Origin of the sequence: Nocardia anocheti, assembly GCF_029675105.1 — a bacterium.
Classification (GTDB): Bacteria; Actinomycetota; Actinomycetes; order Mycobacteriales; family Mycobacteriaceae; genus Nocardia.
Window position 1 is genome coordinate 213,104 of record NZ_JAQQFV010000005.1, and the last position, 26,336, is coordinate 239,439.

Genomic DNA, 26,336 nt, shown 5'->3' on the forward strand with positions numbered 1-26,336 from the left:
GCTGATCAGGCCAGGTCGGGGTGGCTGCCCGGCCGGATCATGTCCGGCTCCAGGTAGACCGTGCCGGTATTCGGCGCCACCTGGTGGATCCGCTCGTCGGCGGCGTCGATGGCGGCGCCGACTTCGGCGATATCGAGCCCCGGCCGCAGGGCGATCTTGGCGTTGACCAGCACATCGCTGGGCCCGAGGTACTGGGTCTGCATCCGGATGACCCGCACGATCCTCGGGTCCGCGAGCAGCGCGGCGCGGATCGCCTCGTTCTCGGTGGCCGTCACGCCCTCACCGATGAGCAGGCTCTTGGTCTCGATGATCAGCACGATGGCATTGCAGCCCAGCAGCAGACCGATGCACAGGGTGCCCACGCCGTCCCACACCGGATTGTCGGTGAGCATCGTCAAGCCGACCCCGCACAGCGCGAACACCAGACCCAGCAGCGCGCCCGCGTCCTCGAGCAGCACCACCGGCAGTTCCGGATTGCGGGTGTGGCGGATGAAATGCCACCACGAGTGCTTGCCCTTGAGCGGGGCCGACTGTTTGCGCGCGGTCCGGAAACTGGCGCCCTCCAGCACCATCGACACCAGCAGGATCACGATCGCCACCGTCGGCGATTCCAACTGCTCCGGGAAACGGATCTTGTGGATGGCCTCGTTCACCGCGAACAGGCAGCCCATGGTGAACAGCACCAGCGCCACCACGAACGAATAGAAGTACCTGTTGCGCGAATACCCGAACGGGTGCAGCGCGTCGGCGGGCTGACCCGCCCGCTTGCGCCCCACCAGCAGCAGCGCCTCGTTGCCGGTGTCGGCCACCGAGTGCACCGCCTCGGCCAGCATCGACGACGAACCGGTGATGAACGCCCCGACGAACTTCGCGATCATGATCCCGGTGTTCGCCCCGAGCGCCGCGAGAATCGCGATCGCGCTGTCTTCGCCCTCGGCCGCCATACCCGGCGACGCTACCCGCCGACCCACGCCCGCCCGCCTACCTCAGGCGCTGTGTCGACCGATCGCAGTTCTCGGTTAAGGGCCGAGAACCGCGGCGCCAGCCGCAAATGTCACTGCGTCCGGTAGAGGTCCGGCTCCAGGTAGATCAGGCGGGCGGTCGGGACCGCCGTGCGCACCCGCATCTCCGCCGCGTCGATCGCCTCGGCCACCCCGGCGATGTCCAGCCCCGGCGCGATCGCCACCTTGGCCGCCACCAGCATCTCCTCCGGCCCCAGGTACTCCGACTTCAGGTGGATCACCGAGGTGATCAGCGTGCCGTCGACCAGGTTGTCGCGGATGGCGCGGTCCTGTTCCGGGGTGGCGCCCTCGCCGATGAGCAGGCTCTTCATCTCCACGATCAGCACGATCGCGATGAGGCCGAGCAGCACACCGATGGCCAGGGTGCCGATGCCGTCGTAGATGGGGTCGTCGGTGACCACGGTCAGGCCGACGGCGGCGAAGGCGATGACCAGACCGATCAGCGCGCCGGTGTCCTCGAGCAGCACCACCGGCAGCTCGGGACTGCGCGAGTTGCGGATGAACCGCCACCAGCTCGCGGAACCCTTGAGCGGCTTGGACTCCCGCACCGCGGTGAGGAAACTGAAGGTCTCCAGGCCGATCGCGATACCGAGGATGACGATCGCCACGATCGGCTGACTCAGTTCTTCGGGATGCTGGATCTTGTGGATGCCCTCGTAGATCGCGTACACCGAGCCGAGGGTGAACAGCACCAGCGCCACGACGAAGGAATAGAAGTACCGGTTGCGTCCGTAGCCGAACTGGTGCAGTTCGTCGGCGTCCTTGGCCGCGGCGCGCTGCCCGAACAGCAGCAGACCCTGGTTGGCCGTATCGGCCACCGAGTGCACCGCCTCGGCCATCATCGACGCCGATCCGGTGATCGCCGCGCCGACGAACTTCGACACCGCGATCCCCGCGTTGGCCGTCAACGCGGCGATGATCGCCTTCTTACCACCACCAGCCGACATTTCCGCCCGCCCTTCCGCTCCGCTGAACACGTTCGTGCCCGCAACAGCCTAGGCGGCGCGCGGCGATCCGCGCGCTCCGGCTCAGTGGCCGGTGCCCACGCAGGCGTTGAACAGCTGGGCGGGTCCGCGCACCGCGCGAGCGCGGATGTCGGTGTCGGCGGCCGAGATCCAGGCCGCGCTGCCCCGCTCGACGGTGAGCGTGCGCCCGTTCTGGGAGAGTTCGACGGTGCCCGCGGTGCACAGCACGATGCCGGGACCGGCGTCGGCGAGCATCACCGCGTCACCGTCGGCGGGCAGATCGAAGCGGCACAGCGCGAATTCCGGTGCGGGCGTGCGATACCGCACCCCACCGTCGGGGCCCGGCTCCGGCTCGATCACCGGCAGGTCCACGGGCTCGAAATCCAGGACCCGCAGCAGTTCCGGCACGTCGACGTGCTTGGGGGTGAGTCCGCCGCGCAGCACATTGTCGGAGTTGGCCATGATCTCCACGCCGACCCCGCGCAGGTAGGCGTGCAGGTTCCCGGCGTCGAGGAACAGGCCCTGGCCGGGTTCGAGGGTGAGCCGGTTGAGCAGCAGCGCGGCCAGCACACCCGCGTCGCCGGGATATACCTCGGCCAGCTCCAGCGCCGTGCGCACCTCGGCCGCGAACGGTCGCGGACCCCGCACCGACAGATAGCGCACACAGCCCTCGAGCACCGCGGGCAGCAGCGTCGACAGCGCCGCGGCGGGCAGGGTGATCCAGGTGGTGAACAGGGTGCGCAGCCCGGCCGAATCGGGCTGGGCGGCGAGCAGTTCGGCGTAGACCGACAGGCCGGGCACGTCGAGCGCGCGCAGCAGGTCGACGGTGCGGCGCGGATCGCGGAACCCGGCCAGCGCCTCGAAGCGGTCCAGCGCGACGACCAGTTCCGGTTTGTGGCTGTCGTCGCGGTAGTTGCGCATGGGCGAGTCCAACGGCACGCCGGTGCGGTTCTCCCGCTCGAACCCGGCTTTGGCCTGCGCCGAGCTGGGGTGGGCCTGTAGCGACAGCGGTTCCTCGGCGGCCAGGATCTTCAGCAGGAACGGCAGCCGGGTGCCGAAGGTGTCCGCGGCCGGGCCGAGTTCGCGGATCGGGTCGGCCGAGACCACCTCGAGCAGCGAGTGCTTGCCGTCGACGGTCTTGACGTGGGCGGGGTCGGCCGGGTGCGCCCCGAACCAGAGTTCGGCCTCGGGATGGGCCGAGGGCACCGGGCGGCCGCACAGCTGAGCGAGCGCGGTGCGCGATCCCCAAGCGTAAGAACGCAGCGCACCAACGAGTTCCTGCACTAGTAGCGTCCCCCGTCGTGGAATCGGTCCGGGTCGGGCGCGGTCGCGCCGCGCGCCTCCAGGAGTCGGAGATAGGCCGCCGCCATGTCCAGGCGTAGTGCCAGCACGGCCAGCTGCTCGATCTCGCTGCCGTGCCCGCCGCCCGCCGCGGAGGTGGCCGCGGCGCTCTCCGGGGTCGGGGTCTTGCCGGGCTCGGCGAGATGGGACTGCAGCACGTCGACATCGGCGTGCACCAGATCAGCGTCGACCAGGCCAGCGCCAGCGCCGTCGAAGACCGCCAGTTTGCGGCGCGCGGCGGCCTGGTCGGGGTGCACGCTCAGCGCGAGGACGCGCACCCGGTCGACCGGGGCGGGTCCGTCGAGTTCCTCGTCGTGGAACAGCGGATCGAAGCCGGGCGCGGTGCTGCCCGCGGCCTCGGTGAGCCTGCCGATCGAGGCGACGGCGTCGGCCAGGTCGGCGGCCGCGGCCAGTGTGCCCGCCGACTGCAACAGCACCTCGGCGCCGTGCCCGGCCAGCTCGACGGCGGCGGGGGAGTCACCGGCCAGCACGACGCCGACCCCGTGCATCCGCGCGGCCAGCGTCTTGGCCGGATTGTGGAAGACCTCGTTGTGCGGGCCGTCGCGCAGCGCCTCGGCGTCGAGCATGTCGGCCAGTTCGGTGAGATCGGGCGTGGCGGGCACGCTGCGTTGGGCGTCGACGGCGCGCAGCACCGCGATGCCGATCGCGAGGAAACGCAGCAGGCGGTTGTGACCGAGCACCGGAACCCGCGGTTCCAGCACGATCGCGCGACCGGCGGCGACCGCGCGCAGCGGTCCCTCGTTGGGCGCGGCCACGATCACCTCGGCGCTGCGGCGCAGGGCGCGGTCCACGGCGTCGATCAGACGCGGGTCGCCCGCGTCGTCACCCGCGACGAGCACCACGTCGAGCGGACCCACCCAGGGCGGCAGCGCGGTGACCGACACGATCGGCAGCCCGGCCCGGTCGCCCAGGGTGGCCACCAGCAGGCCAGCGGCCCTGGCGGCCCGGCCCGACCCGGTGACCAGCACCAGGCTGCGCGGACGCAGATCGGCCAGGCGTTCGGTGAGCGCGGTCTCGGCGACCGCGGCCGCCGTCGCCCGCACCTGGGCGCCGCCCGAGGCCGCCGAGCGCAGGGCACCGCCGGTGTCGGCCGCCTCCAGCGATGCGGCATCGTCGAGGTCGAATACCGGTGTTCCAGCGATCATCGCCGAGTCCACCTCCCCTCATCGCACCGTGTCGTCTGTGATTCCACTATTCCAGTCAGGCGCGGACGATGGTGAGATTCCCGGGACCGACCATGCGATTCCACCTGCACTGGTTTCATCTTCCCGCATCAAGCGCGGACGATGCCCAGGATCTCGGTCACGATGGCGTTTACTTCGGCCTGCGATCCGGCCTCGACATTGAGCCGCAGCAGCGGTTCGGTGTTCGACGCGCGCAGATTGAACCAGGCGTGCCCGCCCAGGTCGACGGTCACGCCGTCGAGCCGGTCCACCGATTCGGTGCGGTCGGCGAAGGCGGCCAGCACGGCCTCGGTGCGCTCAGCGGCGTCGGCGACGGTGGAGTTGATCTCCCCGGAGGCCGCGTAGACGTCGTAGGCGGCCATCAGCTCCGAGACCGGACGCTGCCCCTCGCCGAGGGCGGCCAACACGTGCAGCGCGGCCAGCATGCCCGAGTCGGCACCCCAGAAGTCGCGGAAGTAGTAGTGCGCGGAGTGCTCACCGCCGAAGACCGCGCCGGTGGCCGCCATCTCCTGCTTGATGAACGAGTGTCCGACGCGGGTGCGCACCGGCTTGCCGCCCAGTTCCTCGACCAGCTCGGGCACCGCGCGCGAGGTGATCAGATTGTGGATGACGGTGGCGCCGGGCTCCTTGGCCAGCTCGCGCTGGGCCACCAGCGCGGTGATCGCCGAGGGCGAGACCGGCTCGCCGCGCTCGTCGACCACGAAGCAGCGGTCGGCGTCGCCGTCGAAGGCCAGGCCGATGTCGGCGCCGCTGCTGCGCACCAGCGCCTGCAGGTCGACGAGGTTCTTCGGGTCGAGGGGGTTGGCCTCGTGGTTGGGGAAGGAACCGTCGAGCTCGAAGTACAGCGGCACGATGGTGACCGGGCCCAGGGTGCCCAGCACGGCCGGGACGGTGTGGCCGCCCATGCCGTTGCCCGCGTCCACGGCGATGGTCAGCGGGCGGATGTCGTCGAGATCGACCAGTTCGCGCAGGAAGCTCGCGTAGTCGGCCAGCAGATCGGTGCTGGTGGCGGTGCCGGGGGCGCCGTCGTAGGCGGGCACGCCCGCGACGACCTCGGCGGCGATGGTGGCCAGCCCGGTGTCCTGACCCACCGGCAGCGCGTTGGCGCGGCACAGCTTGATGCCGTTGTAGCGGGCCGGGTTGTGACTGGCGGTGAACATCGCGCCGGGACAGCCGAGCTTGCCGGAGGCGAAGTAGAGCTGGTCGGTGGAGGCCAGGCCGATGTGCACCACATCCAGGCCCTGGGCCAGCACGCCGTCGGCGAAGGCCCGCGACAGCTCCGGCGACGACTCGCGCATGTCGTGACCGATCACGATCCGGGTGGCGCCCTCGGCGCGCATCAGCCGGGCGAACGAGGCGCCCACATCGGCGACGAACTCCGCGTCGATCTGTTCGCCCACCACCCCGCGGACGTCATAAGCCTTGATCACGGCGTTCACGAGTTCGCCAGAGCGCGCGACAGTCGTCATGACACCTACCCTAAACGGCGCAGTGACCTGATAGTGACCAGGCACCCACCCGAGCGCATTTCGCGCGAGCCCGGCCTACGGATCGGGCAGGACGCGTAGATGCCCGCGGCGGCCGGTGCGGCCCGTGCGCGGGGGTGACGACTCGGCGTAGCCCGGCTGGTCCGGGTCGGCGGGGCGGCGGCGTAGGCCCGCCTCGCGGACGGCCTCGGCCAGGGCGGTGAGATCGTCGTCGTCGGGGGAGCTCGAGGAGAAGCCGCCTTCGTGGCGCACCAGTTCCCAGCCCTTGGGGGCGGTGATGCGGCAGGCGTGGGTTTCGCACAGATCCCAGGAGTGCGGTTCGGCGACGGTGGCCAGCGGTCCGACGACGGCGGTCGAGTCGGAGTACACATACGTCAGCGTCGCTACAGCCGGGTTCTTGCAGCCGGGTCGGCAGCAACGACGCATGGGGATCACGATGTCGAGGTTAACCCTCCGGCTCGCAAAAGGGGATACGGACACGCCCTCATTCGGGTTCCGGATCGATCAGATCGGGGTCCACACCGAGGTAGGTGGCGATCTGTTGGACGAGCACCTCGCGCAGCAGTTCGACCAGATCGTCGGGGTCGGCCGCGCGCAGTTCGAGCGGTTTGCGGAACAGCACCACCCTGGCGCGGGTGGCCGCGCCGTGCCGGTCGACACCGGCGGGAATCAGCCGCGACAGCGGCACCGGGCCGTCGGCGACCACCTCGTCCGGCCAGGTGACCGAATCAGGGTGCAGCGGGCGGATTTTCGGAACATCGTCGACGGCGATGTCGAGTTTGGTGAGCCGGTCGTGCCAGCGGGTGTCCAGCGGTGCGAAGGCCTCGAGCACCAGCCGGTCGAACTTCTGCCCCCTGGTGCGCCAGGCCGGTACCGTCGGCGGGAGCATGGGGCCTCGGACACCACGGCCGCGGCGGGTCACCGATCGTGCGGTGGGCGCCGGGAAATGACGCCGGGAGCGTGCCATCGTCTTCTCCGCCTCTCTCGCGTGTACTGGGTGGTACCCGCGTCGGCGCCGAAGACCTGCGACGCGACTACTGGGCGTTCGCCCGGAGACACCGACGTACTGCGCCTGCGTGTGCTCCGGGCCAGGCCTCAGAGTCTACTTTCGAACTATTCTCTAACCGATTCCGCGCTTCAGCCTGCGGCGCTCTCGTTCCGAGAGACCTCCCCAGATGCCGAAGCGTTCGTCGTGCGCCAGTGCGTATTCCAGGCACTGGTCACGTACTTCACAGCCCATGCAGATGCGCTTGGCCTCACGCGTCGAGCCGCCCTTCTCGGGGAAGAACGCCTCGGGATCGGTCTGAGCGCACAACGCGCGTTCCTGCCACTGCTCTTCGATGGATTCGAACATCTCGTCGAAGCCCGTCACGACCAGACTCAGCCGGGGCGCCGCGACTTCGGTGACCACGTCCGGTTCCTGCCAGCTCACCTCGGCGCAGACAGCATGAGCTGCGCCTGCTGTGGAATCGGTCGGCGAGACCATATCTTCGGTCATCGTTCCGCCTCCTCACTATGTGTTAGCGCAGAATGATTCTTTCCGTCGGAGGGATTCGAATCCCGACGGCACAACACCGCGACGTCGTCTCGCGGGCTTCCCCGAACCTGTCCTCCGGCGAGCCAACACCCTCTCGCAAACGCCCCCGCGCTATGCCTTCTCGCGGTGACCGGAATGACATGTCTGTGATTAGACACGCCGCACTTACGCGTGGTCAACCCGCCGTCACCCTTCCGTTACACTCCGGACCCGCCTTTCGTGTTGATCTTGTTATGTGCTGTGGCAAATGACCAGCAACTTCCCTCTTCCTCGGCGCCGGAGCACCCCCGTGTCACCACTCACTAGGCTGTGATCTCGTGACTGCACAACACACGGTGCGCGAGCCCGAGATCGTCGTTCTGGTCGGCGGCGTCGGCGGTGCCCGGTTCCTCCAGGGCGTCCGGCGACTGCTGCCCGACGCCGACATCTCGGCGATCGTCAATGTCGGTGACGACGTGTGGATGCACGGCCTGCGGATCTGTCCCGACCTCGATACCTGCATGTACACCCTCGGTGGTGGCATCGATCCCGAGCGTGGCTGGGGCCACGCGAACGAGACCTGGCACGCCAAGGAGGAGTTGGCCAAGTACAACGCCCAGCCCGATTGGTTCGGTCTGGGCGATCGCGACATCGCCACCCATCTCATCCGCACCGAGATGCTGCGCGCCGGATACCCGCTGTCCGCGGTCACCGAGGCGCTGTGCAACCGCTGGCAGCCGGGCGTGAAGCTCATCCCGGCCACCGACGATCGGTGCGAAACCCACGTCGTCGTCAGCGATCCCGACAACTCCGGCGAACGTCGCGCGATCCACTTCCAGGAGTGGTGGGTGCGCTACCGCGCGGCGCTGCCGAGTCATGGTTTTGCCTCGATCGGTGCCGAACAAGCCTCTCCGGCACCGAATGTGACCGAAATCATAGCCTCCGCCGACGCGGTGTTGCTGGCCCCCTCCAACCCCGTCGTGAGCATCGGCGCGATCCTCGCGGTGCCCGGTATCCGGGGCGCGCTGCGCACCACCGAGGCCAAGGTCGTTGGCCTGGCGCCGGTGATCGACGGAAAGCCGTTGCGCGGCATGGCCGACCAGTGTCTGTCGGTGATCGGCGTGGAATCCACCGCCGAGGGCATCGGCCGCCACTACGGCGCCCGCTCGGCCACCGGCATCCTCGACGGCTGGCTGGTGCACTCCACCGACACCGCCGACGTGCCCGGGGTGGAGGTGCGCAGCGTGCCGCTGCTGATGAGCGATCCCGACGCGACGGCCGAAATGGCCCGCGCCGCACTGGAACTGGCGGGAGTGAAGGTATGAGCGCGCCGTCCGACCACGCCGCGGGGGAGTTGCGGATCCTGCCGGTCACCGGATTGCCGGAGTTCCGGCCGGGCGACGACATCGCCGAACACCTTGCGGCACAAGCGCCGTGGCTCGCCGACGGTGACGTCGTGGTGGTCACCAGCAAGATCGTGTCCAAGGCCGAGGGCCGCATCGTCACCGCGCCGACCGACCCCGAGGAACGCGACGCCGCCCGCCGCGTGCTGGTCGACCAGGAGGCGGTGCGGGTGCTCGCGCGCAAGGGCCGCACCCTGATCACCGAGAATCGGATCGGCATCGTACAGGCCGCCTCCGGGGTGGACGGCTCCAATGTCGCCGAGGGCGAACTGGTCCTGCTGCCCACCGACCCCGACGCCAGCGCCAAGGCGCTGCGGGCCGCGCTGGCGACCCGCCTCGGCGTGGACGTGGCGGTGGTCGTCACCGACACCATGGGCCGGGCCTGGCGCAACGGCCAGATCGACGCGGCCATCGGCGCCGCGGGCCTGCGGGTGCTGCACGACTACGCGGGCGCGGTCGACGGACAGGGCAACGAACTGTTCGTCACCCAGGTGGCGATCGCCGACGAGCTGGCCGCCGCGGCCGACCTGGTGAAGGGCAAGCTCGGCGGGGTCCCGGTGGCTGTGGTGCGCGGGCTGCCGATCGACGACGACGGTTCGAGCGCGGCGGCCCTGCTGCGCGGCGGTGTCGACGACCTGTTCTGGCTCGGGACCGCCGAGTCGATCGAGATGGGCCGCAAAGAGGCTGTGCCACTGCGTCGTTCGGTGCGCGCCTTCGCCGCCGAGCCGGTGGACCCGGAGCGGATCAGGGCCGCCGTCGCGGTCGGTCTGACCGCGCCCGCCCCGCATCACACCCACCCGGTGCGCTTCGTCTGGCTGCGTGACCCGGCCAAGCGCGCCGCGCTGCTCGAGGCGATGGCCGACAATTGGCGGGCCGATCTCACCGCCGACGGACTCGACCCCGAGCGGGTGGAGCGTCGGGTGGCGCGTGGGCGGATCCTGTTCGACGCGCCGGAGGTGATCATCCCGTTCTGCGTGCCCGACGGCGCGCACGACTACCCCGACGCGCGCCGCCAGGCCGCCGAGCGCACGATGTTCACCGTCGCGGTCGGCGCGGCCGTGCAGGGCCTGCTGGTGGCCCTGGCCGCCGACGGCCTGGGCAGCTGCTGGATCGGCTCGACGATCTTCGCCCCGGAACTCACCCGCGAGGTCCTGGATCTGCCCGCCGACTGGAACCCGTTGGGCGCCATCGCCATCGGGCATCCGCTCGAGGAACCCACGCCCCGCACCGTCGGCGCGCCCGGCTCGGGCCTGGTGGAGCTGTGAGCGCGGAGTCACTGCACGCCTCGGCCACCGAGCTGCTCACCGCGTGGAAACCCGAAGCGCGCCAGGATCATTCGCTGCGCGAGGCGATGCTCGCCTTCCTCGGCTCGGCCCCGAACGGCTGCCTGCGCGAACACGCGCCCGGCCACATCACCGCCTCGGCGATCGTGCTCTCCCACGACCGCCGCGAGGTACTGCTGACGCTGCATCCGCGCGTGGGCCGGTGGATCCAATTGGGCGGGCACTGCGAACCCGGCGACGAGACCGTCGCCGATGCCGCGCTGCGCGAGGCGGTCGAGGAATCCGGCATTCCGGACCTGGTCCTCACCCCCGGCCTCTACGCCGCGCAGGCCCATCCGATCACCTGCTCACTCGGCGTGCCGACGCGGCATCTGGACCTGCTCTTCGAGATCGTCGCCCCGCCCGGCGCGGTACCCGTCCGGAGTGCCGAATCGACGGATCTGCGCTGGTGGCCGGTGTCCGGGCTACCACCCGGCGCGGACGTTCTGCTGGTGTCATAACCGGTCTCTGACCGGACTCGAAAGACGGTCGCGCCCACCCGGGCGTGACCGTCTTTTCGTTATCTGGCCGTTGCAACTTTACAAATCTGCGGATTTGTCTAGACGCCGGACAATTCGGGCCCTATCGTCTGTGACAGAGAGTTACGCACATCACAGCTGTGAGATGTGCCTCAGAAGGAGACGACGATGTCGACCGATGCCAACACGTCCGAGCAGCGGGTCGCGCCGCCGCAGTGGCGTGATTCCAAGCGTTATCTCTGGCTGTGGGGATTGTTCGCCCCGACCGGCCTGTTCACGATCGCGATCCCGCTGATCTGGGGTCTCAACCAGCTCGGCTGGCACCGGCTGGCCGAGGTGCCGTTCTGGCTGGGCCCGGTGCTGGTCTACCTGGTGATCCCGCTGGCCGACCTGTTCTTCGGCCCCGACGGCGACAACCCGCCCGACGAGGTGATGGAGTACCTGGAGAACGACAAGTACTACCGCTATCTGACCTACCTGTACCTGCCGTTCCAGTACGCCTCGCTGATCTTCGCCTGCTACATCATCACCGCCGACAACCTGCACTGGCTCGGGTTCCCCGGCGGGGCCAATGTGGTCGACAAGATCGGCATCGCCATCAGTGTGGGCATGATCGGCGGCATCGGCATCAACACCGCGCACGAGCTCGGCCACAAGAAGGTCGACCTGGAGCGCTGGCTGGCCCGCATCGCGCTGGCCCAGTCGTTTTACGGGCACTTCTACATCGAGCACAACCGCGGCCACCACGTGCGCGTCGCGACCCCGGAGGACCCGGCCAGCTCGCGCATCGGCGAGAGCTTCTGGGCGTTCTGGCCGCGCACGGTCTGGGGCAGCCTGCGCTCGGCCTGGCATCTGGAGAAGGACCGGCTGGCGCGGCTGGACAAGAGCCCGTGGACGTGGCGCAACGACGTGCTCAACGCCTGGGCCATGTCGGTGGTGCTGTGGCTGGGCCTGATCGCGGTCTTCGGCATCGAGGTGCTGCCGTATCTGATCCTGCAGGCGGTGATCGGCTTCAGCCTGCTCGAGTCGGTGAACTACCTCGAGCACTACGGTCTGGTCCGGCAGAAGACGCCCAGCGGGCGCTACGAGCGGCCCGCGCCCACGCACAGCTGGAACAGCGACCACATCGTCACCAACATCTTCCTCTACCACCTGCAGCGCCACAGCGACCATCACGCCTACCCGACCCGGCGCTACCAGACCCTGCGCAGCTGGGACGGCGCGCCCAACCTGCCCAGCGGCTACGCCAGCATGATCCTGATCGGCTATTTCCCGCCCATCTGGCGCCGGGTCATGGACAAGCGGGTGCTGGCGCACTACGACGGTGACGTCACGCGCGCGAACATCGAACCCAAGCATCGCGACAAGGTGCTGGCGCGGTACGGAACGGAGAATCCCGCATGAGTTCTTATCGGTGCCCGGTCTGTGATTATGTCTACGACGAAACGAAAGGTGCCCCGCGCGAAGGTTTTCCGGCAGGCACGCCATGGGCCTCGGTGCCCGACGACTGGTGCTGTCCGGACTGCGGGGTCCGGGAGAAGATCGACTTCGAGGCAGTAGGAGTTCCGCAGTGACCCCGTACAAGCTCTACCAGTGTGCCCAGTGTGGTTTCGAGTACGACGAGGCGCAGGGCTGGCCCGACGACGGCATCGCCCCCGGCACCCGCTGGGACGACATCCCCGAGGACTGGACCTGCCCGGACTGCGGCGCCCGCAAATCCGACTTCTTCATGGTCGAGATCGAACGTTCGTGAACGTGGCGGGAACGCCGCGCGCGGGTCAGCGCGTCCCGTACCAGGAGGCGCCGCGCGAACTGCTGCGCACCTCGGTGCTGGACGGCATGCGCGACCTGCTCACCGAACGGGACTGGTCCAAGATCACCCTCGGTGACGTCGCGGCGCGGGCCGGAGTCAGCAGGCAGACGCTCTACAACGAGTTCGGCTCGCGCTCCGGCCTGTCCCAGTCCTACGCCCTGCGGCTGGCCGACGAACTCGTCGACCACGTCCGCGAGGCGCTCGACGCCCACGTCGGCGACGCCCGCGCCGCCATCCGGGTCGGCATGACCGGCTTCTTCCTGGCCGCGGGCGCCGACCCGCTGGTGCGTTCGCTGCTGGCCGGGGAGATGAAGCCGGACCTGCTGCGCCTGATCACCCTGGACGCGGGCCCGCTGCTCGAACACGCCACCGCGCGGCTGGCCGAGGTCTTCCAGCACAGCTGGGTCGACGCCACCGACACCGAGGCCGACGTGCTCGCGCACGCGCTGGTGCGCATCGCCCTCAGCTACATTCCCAATCCGCCGGTCCCCGAGCGCGACGCCCCCGCCGAGATGAGCGCGCTGCTGGGTCCCTACGTGGAGGCGATCGTGCAGGTACGCGGCATCCGGGACCCAAACGGTGAGCGGAATCACTGAGACATCTCACGGGCTCTGATTCGCCACTGTGTAACCGTCACCACGTTTAGGAAGCTGCGGCTGTGTAACGCGCCTACGGTCTGTCACTATTTCACTCGGTCGGCGAATGGTCTTTTTTACAGCGGAGCGGGTGTGCAAACGGTTGGCAAACCGGGGGGTTTTCGTGATCCCAAACGGTATCTCTGGGCTCTAGGGTTGATCGCTCCGGCGTGCGCGCTGTTGCCTTCCCAGCTCGTGTACCGCACCGGTGCCGAGGTGTTCTGGTGGATCGGGCCGGTCATCGTGCTCATCGCCATTCCGGTGCTGGACTGGATCGTGGGCGAGGACGGCAACAATCCGCGCGACGAGGACTACGAGGCGCTCTCCGCCGACCGGTACTACCGGTGGTGCACCTACCTGTTCCTGCCGATCCAGCTGATCGGTCTCGGCATCGCCTGCGCGATGTGGGCCGGGGACGATCTCGACGTCGTCGACAAGCTCGGTCTGGCCGCCACGGTCGGTTTCGTGAGCGGCATCGGCATCAACGCGGCCCACGAATTGGGGCATCGCGTGGAGCGTGCTGAAAGATTGCTGTCGAAGATCGCGCTCGCCCAGTCGGCCTACGGGCACTTCTTCGTCGAGCACAATCGGGGCCATCACGCCCGGGTCGCCACGCCGGAGGACCCGGCCAGCGCGCGGCTGGGGGAGTCGCTGTGGGAGTTCTTGCCGCGCAGCGTGATCGGTGGCTTCCGCTCGGCGGTCGAACTCGAGGGCGCGCGCCTGCGCAGACAGCGCCGCCGCTGGTGGAGCCCGCGCAACAACATCCTGCAGGCGTGGGCGATGAGCGCGGTGCTGTTCGGTTCGCTGACGCTGGCCTTCGGTCCGTCGATCCTGCCGTGGCTGGCGCTGCAGGCCGTCGTCGGTGTGGGTCTGCTCGAGACCGTGAACTACGTCGAGCACTACGGACTGCTGCGCGCCCGCAAGCCCAACGGCCGCTGGGAACGCTGCTCCCCGCGCGACAGCTGGAACTCCGATCGCCTGGTCACCAACATCTTCCTGTTCCATCTGCAGCGCCACAGCGACCACCACGCCAACCCCGGCAGGCGCTACCAGACGCTGCGCAGCACCAGTGAATCGCCGCAGCTGCCCGCGGGCTACGCCACGATGATCCTGCTCGCCGCCGTCCCGCCGCTGTGGCGGGCGGTGATGGACCCCAAGGTGGCCGCCCACTACGGCGGCGACCTGACCCTGGCCAATGTCGCGCCCACCAAGCCGCGGCGTTTGCTGGCCCGATACCGCGCCGCGGCCTGACCGGCGCCCGCACGGGACCGGGGAACAGGCACGCGGTCAGGCGGTAGCCTTGCCTCGGTACTGACTACCAGGAGAGGCTGATGACGACCTCAGAACTTCCCGCGCGCACCGAGCTCACCGCTGACGTCCGCAACGGCATCGATTACAAGGTGGCAGATCTCTCGTTGGCCGAATTCGGCCGCAAGGAGATCCGCCTCGCCGAGCACGAGATGCCCGGCCTGATGGCGCTGCGCCGCGAATACCACGATGTGCAGCCGTTGCAGGGTGCCCGGATCTCGGGTTCGCTGCACATGACGGTGCAGACCGCCGTCCTGATCGAAACGCTCGTCGCGCTGGGCGCGGACGTGCGCTGGGCCTCGTGCAACATCTTCTCCACCCAGGACCACGCCGCGGCCGCGGTCGTCGTCGGCCCGCACGGCACCGTCGACGCGCCCGAGGGCACTCCTGTCTTCGCCTGGAAGGGCGAGACCCTGGAGGAGTACTGGTGGGCGGCCGAGCAGATGCTCACCTGGCCGAACGAGCCCGCCAACATGATCCTCGACGACGGTGGCGACGCGACCATGCTGGTGCTGCGCGGCGCGCAGTTCGAGCAGTCCGGTGTGGTGCCGCCCGCCGACGAGGAGCACTCGGCCGAGTACACGGTCTTCCTGAACCTGCTGCGTGAGCGGTTCGAGACCGACAAGGGCAAGTGGTCGGCGATCGCGGAGTCGGTCAAGGGCGTCACCGAGGAGACCACCACCGGCGTGCTGCGGCTCTACCAGTTCGCCGCGGCGGGCGAGCTGGTGTTCCCGGCGATCAACGTCAACGACTCGGTCACCAAGTCCAAGTTCGACAACAAGTACGGCACCCGCCACTCGCTCATCGACGGCATCAACCGGGGCACCGATGTGCTCATCGGTGGCAAGAAGGTGCTGATCTGCGGCTACGGCGATGTCGGCAAGGGCTGCGCGGAGTCGCTGGCGGGCCAGGGCGCGCGCGTGCAGGTCACCGAGATCGACCCGATCAACGCGCTGCAGGCGCTGATGGACGGCTACGACGTGGTCACCGTCGAGCAGGCGATCGGCGAGGCCGACATCGTCATCACCTCGACCGGTAACAAGGACATCATCACCCTGGACCACATCCGGGCGATGAAGGACCACGCGATCCTGGGCAACATCGGCCACTTCGACAACGAGATCGACATGGCCGCGCTGGAGCGTTCGGGCGCGACCCGGGTCAACATCAAGCCGCAGGTCGACGAGTGGACCTTCGGTGACACGGGCAAGTCGCTGGTCGTGCTGTCGGAGGGCCGTCTGCTCAACCTGGGCAACGCCACCGGCCACCCCTCGTTCGTGATGTCGAACAGCTTCTCCAACCAGGTCATCGCGCAGATCGAGCTGTGGACCAAGCCGGAGCAGTACGACAACGAGGTCTACCGCCTGCCCAAGCACCTCGACGAGAAGGTCGCCAAGATCCACGTCGAGGCCCTGGGCGGCACGCTGACCAAGCTCACCAAGGACCAGGCCGAGTACATCGGCGTGGACGTGGAGGGCCCGTACAAGCCCGAGCACTACCGCTACTGAGTTATCGGAGCGCTGGCGCGCTCGAGTTCGCGGCCCCTTGCGTCCCGCCGATCAGGCACCGTTGCTTGCTCCTTCGTCGCCTACACAACGGCACCTGATCGGCGGGACGGCCGCGAACAGGCCGACTTCGTCGGCCTGCCCCTCCTCGAGGTCGGGGTATGCGCGGGGCGGCTGCCGGGTAGTCTCACCGTTCATGGGCGTACTGATTGCGGTCGAAGGGCTCGACGGGGCCGGTAAACGGACGCTGATCGACGGGCTGGTCGCCGAGCTGTCGGCGAAGGGCCTGCGGGTCGGCAGCCTGGCCTTCCCGCAGTACGGCCGGTCGGTGCACGCCGACCTGGCCGCCGAGGCGCTGCGCGGCGGCAACGGCGACCTGGCGGGCTCGATCAACGCCATGGCCATCCTGTTCGCGCTGGACCGCTCGGCCGCCTCGGCGGAGCTGTCGAACCTGTTGGACGCCAACGACATCGTCGTCCTGGACCGCTGGGTGGCCTCCAACGCCGCCTATTCGGCCGCCCGCGCCGACCAGGACGCCGACGGCGAAATCGTCGCGTGGGTCGGCGATCTGGAGTTCGGCAGGCTGGCCCTGCCCCCGGCCGACCTCACCGTGCTGCTCGACGTGCCCATCGAGGTCGCCGCCGAACGTGCCCGTCGCCGTGGTGAACTCGACGACGCCCGCGCCCTGGACGCCTACGAACGCGACGGCGGCCTGCAGCGGCGCACCGGCGCGGTCTATCGTGAGCTGGCCGACCGCGATTGGTACGGCCGGTGGTGGACATACCGATCCGATGACGACAGGCCCGCACTGCTCACCCTCTGCACGGAAATCTTTGCCGGATAAGGTTGGATACGGCGACGGGTTCACACCATTAATGGCGTGGCGGCCCGATCCTGGCCTGGGAGATGACAACATAGGACTATGAAGCCCAAGATTCTGGTCGTCGACGACGATATGGCACTCGCTGAGATGCTGACCATCGTCTTGCGCGGGGAAGGGTTCGACCCGCACGTGGTCGGCGACGGCACGCAGGCCCTGTCGGCGGTGCGGGAGATCCGCCCCGACCTGGTGTTGCTGGACCTGATGCTGCCCGGCATGAACGGCATCGACGTATGCCGCGTGCTACGGGCCGATTCCGGTGTCCCGATCGTGATGCTCACCGCCAAGACCGACACGGTCGACGTGGTGCTCGGTCTGGAGTCCGGCGCCGACGATTACATCGTCAAGCCGTTCAAGCCGAAGGAACTCGTCGCCCGCGTGCGCGCGCGTCTGCGTCGCACCGAGGACGAGCCCGCCGAGCTGCTCTCCATCGCCGACATCGTCATCGACGTGCCCGCGCACAAGGTGACCCGCGGCGGCGCGCAGATCTCGCTCACCCCGCTCGAGTTCGACCTGCTGGTCGCGCTGGCGCGCAAGCCGCGTCAGGTGTTCACCCGCGAGGTCCTGCTCGAACAGGTGTGGGGATACCGGCACGCCGCCGACACCCGCCTGGTGAACGTGCACGTGCAGCGACTACGCGCCAAGGTCGAGAAGGACCCGGAGAACCCGGAGATCGTGCTGACCGTCCGCGGCGTGGGTTACAAGGCCGGACCGCCGTGATCGGTCGCTGTGAGGCGCCCCGGTGACCGAGAGTTCCCCGCCGCGCCTACCAGCGGACGATCCGGACCGGGGCGGACGGGTGCAGTCCGCCGTCGCCCAGGTGCGGCAGTGGGTGGACCCAGTGCTGGCGTGGTTCCAGACCATCGGGACCGCCCTCGGTCATCTGTGGCGACGCTCGCTGCAGCTGCGCGTCATCGTGTCCACGCTGACGCTGTCGCTGATCGTCATCACGATCCTCGGGGTCGTGCTCACCGGTCAGATCACCGACCGGCTGCTCGAGGCCAAGATCAACGCGGCCGTCGAGGAGATGGATCGTGCCCGCAGCACGATCGAGAACATGCTCTCCGGCGTGCACGACGCGAACAGCCAGCAGCAACAGCTGGCCGACGCGCGCGCGGCACTGTCGAGTCGGGGCGGGACCGGCCAGTCGACCGGTGCCGCGGGTAGCTTCGACACCGCGCTGGCCATGGTCGGCGGCACCCCGCCGCAGGAGATCACCACCGCCCTCATCACCGAGGTGCCGCCGGAACTGCGCCGCTTCGTGCAGCGCAACCAGGTCTCCTACCAGTTCACCACCGTCGCCGACCCGGACGGCTATCGCGGGCGGGCGCTGATCATCGGCAGCCCCAGCGCCGAGGTGGCGACCCTGGAGATCTACCTGATCTTCCCGCTGGCCAGCGAGGAGTCGAGCCTGTCGCTGATGCGCGGCACCATGCTCATCGGTGGTGTGGTGCTGCTGGTGCTGCTGGCCGCCATCACCGCGCTGGTGACCAGGCAGGTGGTGCTGCCGATCCGGTCGGCGGCACGGATCGCGGGCCGCTTCGCCGACGGCAGGCTCAAGGAACGCATGCTCGTGCGCGGCGAGGACGACATGGCCCGGCTGGCGCAGGCGTTCAACGAGATGGCCGAGAGTCTGTCCAACCAGATCACCCAGCTCGAGGAATTCGGCAATCTCCAACGCCGGTTCACCTCCGACGTCAGCCACGAGCTGCGCACCCCGCTGACCACGGTGCGCATGGCCGCCGACCTCATCCACGGCTCCAGCGACGATCTCGATCCGGCGCTGGCCCGCAGCTCCGAACTGCTGGTCAACGAGCTGGACCGGTTCGAGGGCCTGCTCAACGACCTGCTCGAGATCTCCCGCCACGACGCCGGTGTGGCCGAGCTGCAGGTGGAATCGTTGGACGTGCGCATGTGCGCGCGGGCGGCGATCTCCACGGTGCGGCATCTGGCCAAGGAGGCCGGGGTCGAGGTCGTCATCGATCTGCCCGAGGACCCGGTGGTCGCCGAGGTCGACCCGCGCCGCGTCGAGCGCGTGCTGCGCAATCTGCTCGCCAACGCGATCGACCACAGCGAGGGCAAACCGGTGCTCATCCGGATGCGCGGGGACGCCGAGTCCAACGCGGTCGCCACCGTGGTGCGCGACCAGGGCGTCGGCCTGCGACCGGGCGAGGAGAAGCTGGTGTTCAACCGGTTCTGGCGCTCGGACCCCTCGCGGGTGCGCCGCTCCGGTGGTACCGGCCTGGGCCTGTCGATCAGCGTCGAGGACGCCAACCTGCACGAAGGCAGGCTCGAGGCGTGGGGCGACCCGGGCGTCGGTGCCAGCTTCCGGCTGCTGTTGCCGATGGTGCGTGGTCGTAAACTCGGGCCGAGCCCGCTCGCGCTGGAGCCGATGCTGCGCAAGGTCCCCGCGCTGCCCGAGGCCGAACCCGACGAACCCGACGCGGCGATCCCCGAACCCGGCGAGCGGCCGGGCGCACCGGCCGACGGGCAGACCGACGCCGAGCCCGGCGGGCCCGACGCCGACCCGACCTCGACCGAGACCGGAGACCGACAGACATGACGAAGGCGCGTGGTGTGTTCGCGGCGGCCCTGGCCGGGCTGCTGATCCTCACGGGCTGCGCGAGTCTGCCGGAGTCCTCCGCGCCGCAGGCACTGGGCACCATCAACCGGGCCCCCACCTCGGCGGGCCCGCCGCCGCCCACCCCCGGCCGCGACCCCGACCTGCTGGTGGGCGATTTCCTCACCGCCAGCGCCGACCCGGCCAACCGACACGGCGCGGCCCGGCAGTACATGACGACCGAGACCGCCAGCGAGTGGAACGACGAGGCGAGCATCACCATCGTCGACCGGCCCGACATCCTGCGCGAATCGCGGTCGGCGGACAAGGCCGGGTACGTCATCCGCGCCCGCAAGGTCGGTGAGCTCGGCAGCGACGGCAGCTATCGCGCCGTCGAGGGCATCCTCGAGAACAAGATCGAGATGAGCAAGCTCGAGGGGGAGTGGCGCATCACCGACCTGCCCGACGGCGTGGTCACCGATTCGAACTCCTTCGACAAGTCCTACCGCCGCTACGTGCTCAACTACATCGAACCGGGCAACTCCGCGCTGGTCCCGGACCCGCGCTGGCTCTCGGCCTCGCGCGGCGAACTCACCGAGCGGCTGATCGGCCTGCTCGGCGCGGGCCCGCAGGCCGCGATCGCCCCGGTGGTGCGCAACGAGCTCGCCCCACCGGTGGCGGTGAAGGGCCCGATCACCAAGGCCGACAACGAACCGGGCGAGGTCGGCGTCGGCATCGGCGGGGTGCGCGTCGACTTCAGCGGGGTCGGCAATCTGGGCCAGCGGGAACGCGAACTGTTCGCGGCCCAGGTGGTGATGACCCTCGCGGGCGCCGACATCCTCGGCCCGTACGTGCTGCTGGCCGACGGCAAACCCCTCGACGAGCGATTCCCCGACGGCTGGTCGGTCGCCGATGTCGACCAGTACAGCGCCAGCGCGCCCGGGCAGAGCCGGGTCGGGCTGCACGCGGTGCGCAACGGCACCCTCGTGCAGGTGACGCCCGACGGCATCATCACCCCGAGCGGTTCCTTCGGGGAGGCCACCAACCTGCAGTCGGTCGGCATCTCCGCCGACGGCCAGTTCGTCGCCGCGGTCGCCGACACCGGCAGGCCCGAGTCCGAACCGGGCCGCACCCTGCTGATCGGCAACTACGGCGCCAAGGCGTTCGGCGTGGCCGAGGGCATGAGCATCGCGCGGCCGTCCTGGACCGCCGACGGCGGCGCGGCCTGGACGGTGATCGACGGCGAGCGGGTCATCCGCGCGGTCACCGATCGCGCCACCGGCAATGTCTCGGTGGAACCGGTGGAGACCGCGGGGCTGCTCGAGGGCACCGGCGCGCCGCGACTGCCGATCACCGAGGTCGCGATCTCGCGCACGGGGGTGCGGGCGGCGCTGATCGCCGACGGCAAGGTCTACGTGGCGGTCGTCGAGCGCCGCCCCGACGGCAAGTACGCGCTGACCTCCCCGGTCCCCGTGGCGGTCGGCCTGAGCACCAAGGTGGTCTCGCTGAGCTGGATCACCGGCGACACCCTCATGGTGGCCCGTGAGGGCAATGTCGACCCGGTGCTCACCGTCTCCATCGACGGCTCCCAGCTCACCCCGATGACACCGCAGAACCTCACCCCGCCGGTCCGGGTGGTGACCGCGGCGCCCACCACCCAGTACGTCGCGGACTCGCGCGCGGTGCTGCAACTGCAGACCGCCGACCCCGCCCGCAACGACCGCTTCTGGCGCGAGGTGCCCGGCCTCACCGGCGACAACGTCGTCCCCGTGCTGCCCAACTGAAACCTGTCGGACCCCACGGTCATACTCGCTCGCTATGAGAGCGCTGCTGGATTTGGTGTTGCCCGCCTGCTGCGGCGGCTGCGGTCTGCCGGGGTCGTCCTGGTGCGTCGACTGCGCGGCCACCCTCGCTCGCGCGCCGGTGCGGGTCCGACCACGCACCGACCCCGGTGTGCCGTGCTGGACCCTCGGCCCGTACGCGGGGCCGGGGCGGCGCGCGGTACTGGCCGCCAAGGAGCGTGGTCGCCGCGATCTGGCCGAACCCCTCGGCGCGGCGCTGGCCCACGCCCTGGCCCGGCTGCGCGCCCCGGACCGACCCCTGATCCTCGTGCCCGCCCCCACCAGAGCCGCCGCCGCCCGGCGTCGTGGCGGCGATCCGGTGGCCCGCGCGACGGCGGTCGCGGCGGGTTGGCTCATCGATTGCCGGAGCGTGCCGCTGCTGCGGTTCGGGCGTGGTGTGCGTGACTCGGTCGGTTTGACCCGGCAGGAACGGGCACACAATCTGTACGGCCGGATCATCGCCGCTCCGGTCGCCGCCCCAGCAGCCCCGATCGGCGCGAATGCCGAGGTAGTTCTGGTCGACGACGTGTTGACCACCGGGGCCACCGCCCGCGAGTCGGTGCGCGTTCTTGGCCGAATCGGGGTAGTTCCGCGTGCCGTTTTGGTGACGTGTGCGGCTTGACGGGGCGAAATTTGCGTGAACAGTGGCGCGCTTGCTCATGTCGGACTAGCGTCGCGATCACACACCGATCCACTAGCTCGGGAGGTGGGGCCGCGGAAATCTGGTGCCGGGCGATTCCCGATCGGCACAGCTCAATCTCGCCGCACACGAGCGTTTGCGTGCGGCCATTATCCGGGAGGTACGCGTGACGACTTCTGCACGGACATCAGTGCGAGATGCTGACCCTACGGCACTGCTGGACGGTGCCAACGACACGACCGGATCCGAAACCCCACACGCTGAAGTGGTGGTCTCCGGTCGCAACGTCGAAATCCCCGACCACTATCGAATTCACGTCGCGGAGAAGCTCGCTCGCCTCGAGCGCTTCGACCCGTCGATCTTCCTGTTCGATGTGGAACTCTTCCATGAACGCAACCGTCGTCAACGCAAGGCCTGTCAGCGAGTGGAGATCACCGCGCGCGGGCGTGGACCGATCGTGCGCGCCGAGGCGTGCGCCGACAGCTTCTACGCCGCGCTCGAATCGGCCACCCAGAAGATCGAGAGCAGGCTGCGCCGCGCCAAGGACAAGCGGCGCGTCGTGCACTACGGCGACAAGACGCCGGTCTCGGTCGCGCAGGCCACCGCGACGCTGGTGGACGATTCCCTGTTCACCGCGCCCAACGGCGCCGAGGCCCATGCCCACGGCGAGGATGTCGAGGACCAGACCGGTCCCGGACACATCGTCCGCACCAAGGTGCACGCCGCGACGCCGATGTCGGTCGACGACGCGCTCTACCAGATGGAGCTGGTGGGGCACGACTTCTTCCTGTTCCACGACCGTGAGACCGACCGTCCCTCGGTCGTCTACCGCAGACACGCCTTCGACTACGGCCTGATCCGGCTGGCCTAGGTTCGACGCGCGATTCCGGGCACCCGTCACCGCGGGTGCCTGGTCCGTGTTCAGCCGAAGGTCTCGTAGTGCACGGCCTCGGTGAGCGCGCGGCCGCATCGCCAGCCGAATCGTTCCAGGTCGGGTACCCGCTGGAACTCCCGCACCGGCCCCACGCACAGCCACGCCACCGGCCTGATCCCGGCGGGCAGCGCGACCAGCTCGGCCAGGAATTCCGGATCGTAGAACGACACCCAGCCCACGCCCACCCGCTCGGCGGTCGCCGCCAGCCACAGATTCTGGATCGCGAGCACGGTCGAGTACACCCCGGTCTCGGGCACGGTCGCCCGGCCCAGCACCTGCGGTCCGCCGCGCCGGTCGTCGTGGGTGACCACGATGCCGGTGCCGCTCTCGACGACGCCCTCGATCTTGATCGGGTCGAAGGTCTCGGCCCGCTCGGCGGGCAGCGCGTCGCGGAACTCGACCCGCTTGTCGGCGACGTGATCGGCGAAGCGCCGCAGGGTCTCGGCGCGGCGCACCACCACGAAGTCCCACGGCTGCGAATTGCCGACACTGGGCGCGCGGTGGGCGGCGTCGAGGATCCGCCAGAGCGTGTCGTCGTCCACCGGCTCCCCGGTGAACTCGGCCCGGACATCACGACGCAGACGGATCGCGTCGTAGACGCTCAGCTGATCGGCAGACACGCCGATCAGTGAACCTCGAGCCGTCAGGCCATCGACCGGCGGGCCAGCTTGCGCCCGGCGGCCAGCGCGGTGCGCAGCCCGCGGCGACGCCCGGTCACCGGGTCGACGGTGGCCACGGTGTTGCCGCCGAAGAAGCGCTCCGACTTGGTCTCCGGCGCGTCGTCGGAGGTGTGGCGCAGGTACTTGTTGGGCAGTGACAGCTTGAGGATCGTGCGCCAGGACTTGAAGTACTGCACCGGCAGCGACCCGGTGGTGTAGGGCAGGTCGTACTTGTCGGCCAGCTCGCGTACCCGCACCGCGATGTCGGCGTAGTGGTTGCTCGGCAGGTCGGGGAACAGGTGGTGCTCGATCTGGTGGCTGAGGTTGCCGGTCATGAAGTGCATGACCGGGCCGCCGGTGATGTTGGCGCTACCGAGCATCTGCCGCAGGTACCACTCACCCTGGGTCTCGTTCTCGATGTCCTCCTTGGTGAACTTCTCCGCGCCGTCGGGGAAGTGGCCGCAGAAGATCACCGCGTTGGTCCACACATTGCGCACCACGTTGGCGGCGAAGTTGGCCGTGAGGGTGGAGAAGAACGAGGGGCCGGTGAGCAGCGGGAAGATCAGGTAGTCCTTGGCGGCCTGCTTGCCGATCTTCTTGAGCACCAGCTTGCGGTCGGCGTCGAACTGCTGCCACTCCGGGGAGTCCTTGGTCCACTTCTTCTTGGCGACCTTGCCCAGCTCGAGGTGCTGGATCGCGACGCCGTACTCGAACAGCGCCTGCAGCAGGAAGTTGTAGATCGGGTTGCCCAGGTAGAACGGCATCCAACGCTGGTCGCGGGTGACGCGCAGCAGGCCGTAGCCGATGTCGTCGTCCATGCCCAGGACGTTGGTGTACTTGTGGTGCAGGAAGTTGTGGGTGATCTTCCAGTGCGCCGAGGGGCCCGCGTTGTCCCATTCCCACGAGGTGGAGTGGATCTCCGGATCGTTCATCCAGTCCCACTGCCCGTGCATGACGTTGTGCCCGATCTCCATGTTCTCGATGATCTTGGCGGTGCCGAGCAGGGCGACTCCGGCCAGCCAGGCCGGGGGCAGGAAGCTGGCGAACAGCACCGTGCGGCCGCTGATCTCCAGCGCGCGTTGTAGCCGGATGACATTGCGGATATACCGCGCGTCCGACGCACCCCGGGAGGATTCGATCTCCCGGCGGATCGCGTCGAATTCCGCACCGAGTGCTTCGACATCCGCCGCGGTGAGGTGCGCGTATTCCTTGACATCCGAGATCGCCATGGCGGTTACAGTACCGTAAGTTACGAGAGCGTAGGTTGGCGAATTCTGGCCCGGATTGTGTGATAAGTCCTATTGAAAAATCGAGATGGAGATGTTATCTCGCCCGGCCGAGTCGCTGAGCGAGCTTGTGCCGCAACGCGACCCGCTCCCCACGCGCCCGCTCACCCAGCGCCCGCTGTGCCTCGCGCAAGGCCAGCTTCTCCTGCCGCGCCCGCGCCTTGAGTGCCGTCTTGGCCTCGCGCAGCACCTCCTTCTCGTGCCGCGCCTTCACCTCGAGGGTCACCTTGGCGTCGTGCAGCGCCGAACGCAGACCGAACCGCTTGCCGGTCTCGGGATCCACCCGCAGCGCCTCCGGCAGCGTGATCCCGGCGAACTTGCGCTCCGAGGAGGTCTCCGGGGCGTCGTCGGCCGTCCGCTTCAGGAAACGGTCCGGCAGCGCCAGCTTGTGGATGGTGCGGAACGCCAGCAGATACTGCTTGCCCAGCGAACCGGTGGTGTAGGGCAGGTCGTACTTGTCGCACAGCTCGCGCACCCGCACCGCGACCTCCGGATACCGATTGCTCGGCAGATCCGGGAACAGGTGGTGCTCGATCTGGTAGCAGAGATTGCCGCTCATGAAGGCCATCACCGGACCGGCCTTGAAATTGGCGCTGCCCAGCATCTGGCGCAGATACCACTCACCCTGGGTCTCGCCGTCGAGCTGCTCGATGGTGAACTTCTCCGCGCCGTCGGGGAAGTGCCCGCAGAAGATCACCGCGTAGGCCCACAGATTGCGGATCAGATTGGCGGTGGTGTTCGCCTTCAGCGTCGACTTCCAGGCCGGGCCGGTGATCGCCGGATACAGGACGAAGTCCTTGACCACCTGACGGCCCGCCTTGCGCGCGAAGTCCTTGTTCGGCTCCGAGAGCAGCTGCGTCGGCGGCACGCCCGCCAGCTGCTTCTCGATGCTCAGATCGTGCAGCGCGATCCCCCACTCGAAGGTGGCCGCGAGCAGCAGATTCGCCGCGGGCTGCACCAGGTGCTTGGGATGCCAGGTCTCGTCACGGGTCATCCGCAGGATGCCGAAACCGAGATCCTCGTCCTTGCCCAGCACATTGGTGTAGGTGTGATGGGAGTAGTTGTGCGCCCGACGCCACTGCGCCGAGGTCCCGGTCATATCCCACTCCCAGCTGGTGGAATGGATCTCCGGATCGTTCATCCAGTCCCACTGGCCGTGGCTCACATTGTGGCCGAGCTCCATGTTCTCGATGATCTTGGCCACCGACATCAGCGCGGTGCCGCTCAGCCAGGCCCAGCGATTACGGCTGCCGAACAGGATCGCGCGGCCCGCCACCTCGAGACCGCGCTGGGCGGCGATGGTGCGACGGATGTAGCGCGCGTCGCGCTCACCGCGGGAGGTCTCCACCGAGCGGCGGATGGAGTCGAGTTCTTTCCCCAGGGTCTCGATGTCGGCCGCCGTCAAATGGGCGAAAGCCTGAATATCGGTGATGGCCACCGAGGTCCTCTCTGTCGGTCGGCGGCTGGTGCCGCGTGTTCTCGGCCCTGGCGGGCCTCGATTCTTCCCTCCCGCCGGGTACTCCTTCGTCGCACCC

26 protein-coding genes are annotated in these 26,336 nt (G+C 69.0%); 15 read left to right on the forward strand and 11 right to left on the reverse strand.

The window, feature by feature from the left end; genetic code table 11:
• Window positions 1-5 precede the first annotated feature (5 nt).
• The 8 genes from QC180_RS14935 to QC180_RS14970 form a co-directional block, all read right to left on the reverse strand.
• Window positions 6-944 (reverse strand): cation diffusion facilitator family transporter, encoded by a 939-nt coding sequence (locus tag QC180_RS14935; RefSeq protein ID WP_278263336.1) that lies wholly within the window; start codon window positions 942-944, stop codon window positions 6-8.
• Between the two features lie 110 nt (window positions 945-1,054).
• Complete coding sequence (locus QC180_RS14940) at window positions 1,055-1,969, reverse strand: cation diffusion facilitator family transporter (RefSeq protein ID WP_278263337.1); 915 nt, start codon at window positions 1,967-1,969, stop codon at window positions 1,055-1,057.
• Window positions 1,970-2,050: 81 nt separating this feature from the next.
• On the reverse strand, window positions 2,051-3,271 hold the full coding sequence (manA, locus tag QC180_RS14945) for a mannose-6-phosphate isomerase, class I (RefSeq protein ID WP_278263338.1): 1,221 nt from the start codon (window positions 3,269-3,271) through the stop codon (window positions 2,051-2,053).
• A complete protein-coding gene (locus tag QC180_RS14950; protein ID WP_278263339.1) occupies window positions 3,271-4,494 on the reverse strand; it encodes a tobH protein in 1,224 nt (407 codons plus the stop codon). Before QC180_RS14950 ends, manA begins: the two co-directional genes overlap by 1 nt.
• A gap of 128 nt (window positions 4,495-4,622) precedes the next feature.
• Window positions 4,623-6,002 (reverse strand): phosphomannomutase/phosphoglucomutase, encoded by a 1,380-nt coding sequence (locus QC180_RS14955; RefSeq protein ID WP_278263340.1) that lies wholly within the window; start codon window positions 6,000-6,002, stop codon window positions 4,623-4,625.
• A 75-nt stretch (window positions 6,003-6,077) separates the two neighbouring features.
• A complete protein-coding gene (locus QC180_RS14960; protein ID WP_278263660.1) occupies window positions 6,078-6,446 on the reverse strand; it encodes a DUF3499 domain-containing protein in 369 nt (122 codons plus the stop codon).
• A 58-nt stretch (window positions 6,447-6,504) separates the two neighbouring features.
• Window positions 6,505-6,987: a metallopeptidase family protein gene (locus QC180_RS14965; protein WP_278263341.1), complete on the reverse strand. Its 483-nt coding sequence runs from the start codon at window positions 6,985-6,987 to the stop codon at window positions 6,505-6,507.
• A 153-nt stretch (window positions 6,988-7,140) separates the two neighbouring features.
• Window positions 7,141-7,374 carry a WhiB family transcriptional regulator gene (locus QC180_RS14970; RefSeq protein ID WP_085999665.1) on the reverse strand — a complete coding sequence of 78 codons (234 nt, stop codon included), beginning with the start codon at window positions 7,372-7,374 and terminating at the stop codon, window positions 7,141-7,143.
• A 500-nt stretch (window positions 7,375-7,874) separates the two neighbouring features.
• On the opposite strand from QC180_RS14970, the gene cofD reads away from it, so the two are divergent.
• The 15 genes from cofD (at window position 7,875) to hpf (ending at window position 22,793) form a co-directional block, all read left to right on the forward strand.
• On the forward strand, window positions 7,875-8,861 hold the full coding sequence (cofD, locus tag QC180_RS14975; RefSeq protein WP_278263342.1) for a 2-phospho-L-lactate transferase: 987 nt from the start codon (window positions 7,875-7,877) through the stop codon (window positions 8,859-8,861).
• Entirely contained in the window at window positions 8,858-10,204 is a 1,347-nt protein-coding gene (locus QC180_RS14980) for a coenzyme F420-0:L-glutamate ligase (RefSeq protein ID WP_278263343.1), read from the forward strand. The genes cofD and QC180_RS14980 overlap by 4 nt, the downstream gene beginning before the upstream one ends.
• Window positions 10,201-10,722, forward strand: coding sequence for an NUDIX hydrolase (locus QC180_RS14985; RefSeq protein WP_278263344.1), 522 nt, complete (start codon window positions 10,201-10,203; stop codon window positions 10,720-10,722). The genes QC180_RS14980 and QC180_RS14985 overlap by 4 nt, the downstream gene beginning before the upstream one ends.
• Window positions 10,723-10,908: 186 nt before the next feature.
• Window positions 10,909-12,144, forward strand: a complete 1,236-nt coding sequence (locus QC180_RS14990) for an alkane 1-monooxygenase (RefSeq protein ID WP_278263345.1) — start codon at window positions 10,909-10,911, stop codon at window positions 12,142-12,144.
• Window positions 12,141-12,314 (forward strand): rubredoxin, encoded by a 174-nt coding sequence (locus QC180_RS14995; protein ID WP_278263346.1) that lies wholly within the window; start codon window positions 12,141-12,143, stop codon window positions 12,312-12,314. Before QC180_RS14990 ends, QC180_RS14995 begins: the two co-directional genes overlap by 4 nt.
• Window positions 12,311-12,493, forward strand: a complete 183-nt coding sequence (locus tag QC180_RS15000) for a rubredoxin (protein ID WP_278263347.1) — start codon at window positions 12,311-12,313, stop codon at window positions 12,491-12,493. The genes QC180_RS14995 and QC180_RS15000 overlap by 4 nt, the downstream gene beginning before the upstream one ends.
• Window positions 12,490-13,149: a TetR/AcrR family transcriptional regulator gene (locus tag QC180_RS15005; protein WP_278263348.1), complete on the forward strand. Its 660-nt coding sequence runs from the start codon at window positions 12,490-12,492 to the stop codon at window positions 13,147-13,149. The genes QC180_RS15000 and QC180_RS15005 overlap by 4 nt, the downstream gene beginning before the upstream one ends.
• A gap of 132 nt (window positions 13,150-13,281) precedes the next feature.
• A complete protein-coding gene (locus QC180_RS15010; protein ID WP_278263349.1) occupies window positions 13,282-14,439 on the forward strand; it encodes an alkane 1-monooxygenase in 1,158 nt (385 codons plus the stop codon).
• A gap of 80 nt (window positions 14,440-14,519) precedes the next feature.
• Window positions 14,520-16,004: an adenosylhomocysteinase gene (gene ahcY / locus QC180_RS15015; protein WP_278263350.1), complete on the forward strand. Its 1,485-nt coding sequence runs from the start codon at window positions 14,520-14,522 to the stop codon at window positions 16,002-16,004.
• Window positions 16,005-16,197: 193 nt separating this feature from the next.
• On the forward strand, window positions 16,198-16,845 hold the full coding sequence (locus tag QC180_RS15020; protein WP_278263351.1) for a dTMP kinase: 648 nt from the start codon (window positions 16,198-16,200) through the stop codon (window positions 16,843-16,845).
• A gap of 78 nt (window positions 16,846-16,923) precedes the next feature.
• Window positions 16,924-17,601 carry an MtrAB system response regulator MtrA gene (mtrA, locus tag QC180_RS15025; RefSeq protein ID WP_019048752.1) on the forward strand — a complete coding sequence of 226 codons (678 nt, stop codon included), beginning with the start codon at window positions 16,924-16,926 and terminating at the stop codon, window positions 17,599-17,601.
• Between the two features lie 124 nt (window positions 17,602-17,725).
• Window positions 17,726-19,444 (forward strand): MtrAB system histidine kinase MtrB, encoded by a 1,719-nt coding sequence (gene mtrB, locus QC180_RS15030; RefSeq protein ID WP_278263661.1) that lies wholly within the window; start codon window positions 17,726-17,728, stop codon window positions 19,442-19,444.
• Complete coding sequence (gene lpqB, locus QC180_RS15035; RefSeq protein ID WP_278263352.1) at window positions 19,441-21,225, forward strand: MtrAB system accessory lipoprotein LpqB; 1,785 nt, start codon at window positions 19,441-19,443, stop codon at window positions 21,223-21,225. Before mtrB ends, lpqB begins: the two co-directional genes overlap by 4 nt.
• 34 nt (window positions 21,226-21,259) lie before the next feature.
• Complete coding sequence (locus QC180_RS15040) at window positions 21,260-21,904, forward strand: ComF family protein (RefSeq protein WP_278263353.1); 645 nt, start codon at window positions 21,260-21,262, stop codon at window positions 21,902-21,904.
• Between the two features lie 184 nt (window positions 21,905-22,088).
• Complete coding sequence (hpf, locus tag QC180_RS15045; protein ID WP_474646450.1) at window positions 22,089-22,793, forward strand: ribosome hibernation-promoting factor, HPF/YfiA family; 705 nt, start codon at window positions 22,089-22,091, stop codon at window positions 22,791-22,793.
• Between the two features lie 50 nt (window positions 22,794-22,843).
• On the opposite strand, the gene bluB is transcribed toward hpf, so the two are convergent.
• The 3 genes from bluB to QC180_RS15060 all read right to left on the reverse strand — a co-directional run bounded on the left by bluB (window position 22,844) and on the right by QC180_RS15060 (window position 26,239).
• The gene (gene bluB / locus QC180_RS15050; RefSeq protein WP_278263354.1) at window positions 22,844-23,476 is read right to left on the reverse strand and encodes a 5,6-dimethylbenzimidazole synthase; all 633 of its coding nucleotides are present in this window, start codon (window positions 23,474-23,476) and stop codon (window positions 22,844-22,846) included.
• A gap of 23 nt (window positions 23,477-23,499) precedes the next feature.
• The gene (locus QC180_RS15055) at window positions 23,500-24,744 is read right to left on the reverse strand and encodes a fatty acid desaturase family protein (RefSeq protein ID WP_278263355.1); all 1,245 of its coding nucleotides are present in this window, start codon (window positions 24,742-24,744) and stop codon (window positions 23,500-23,502) included.
• A 94-nt stretch (window positions 24,745-24,838) separates the two neighbouring features.
• On the reverse strand, window positions 24,839-26,239 hold the full coding sequence (locus tag QC180_RS15060; protein WP_278263356.1) for a fatty acid desaturase family protein: 1,401 nt from the start codon (window positions 26,237-26,239) through the stop codon (window positions 24,839-24,841).
• Between the last annotated feature and the right edge of the window lie 97 nt (window positions 26,240-26,336).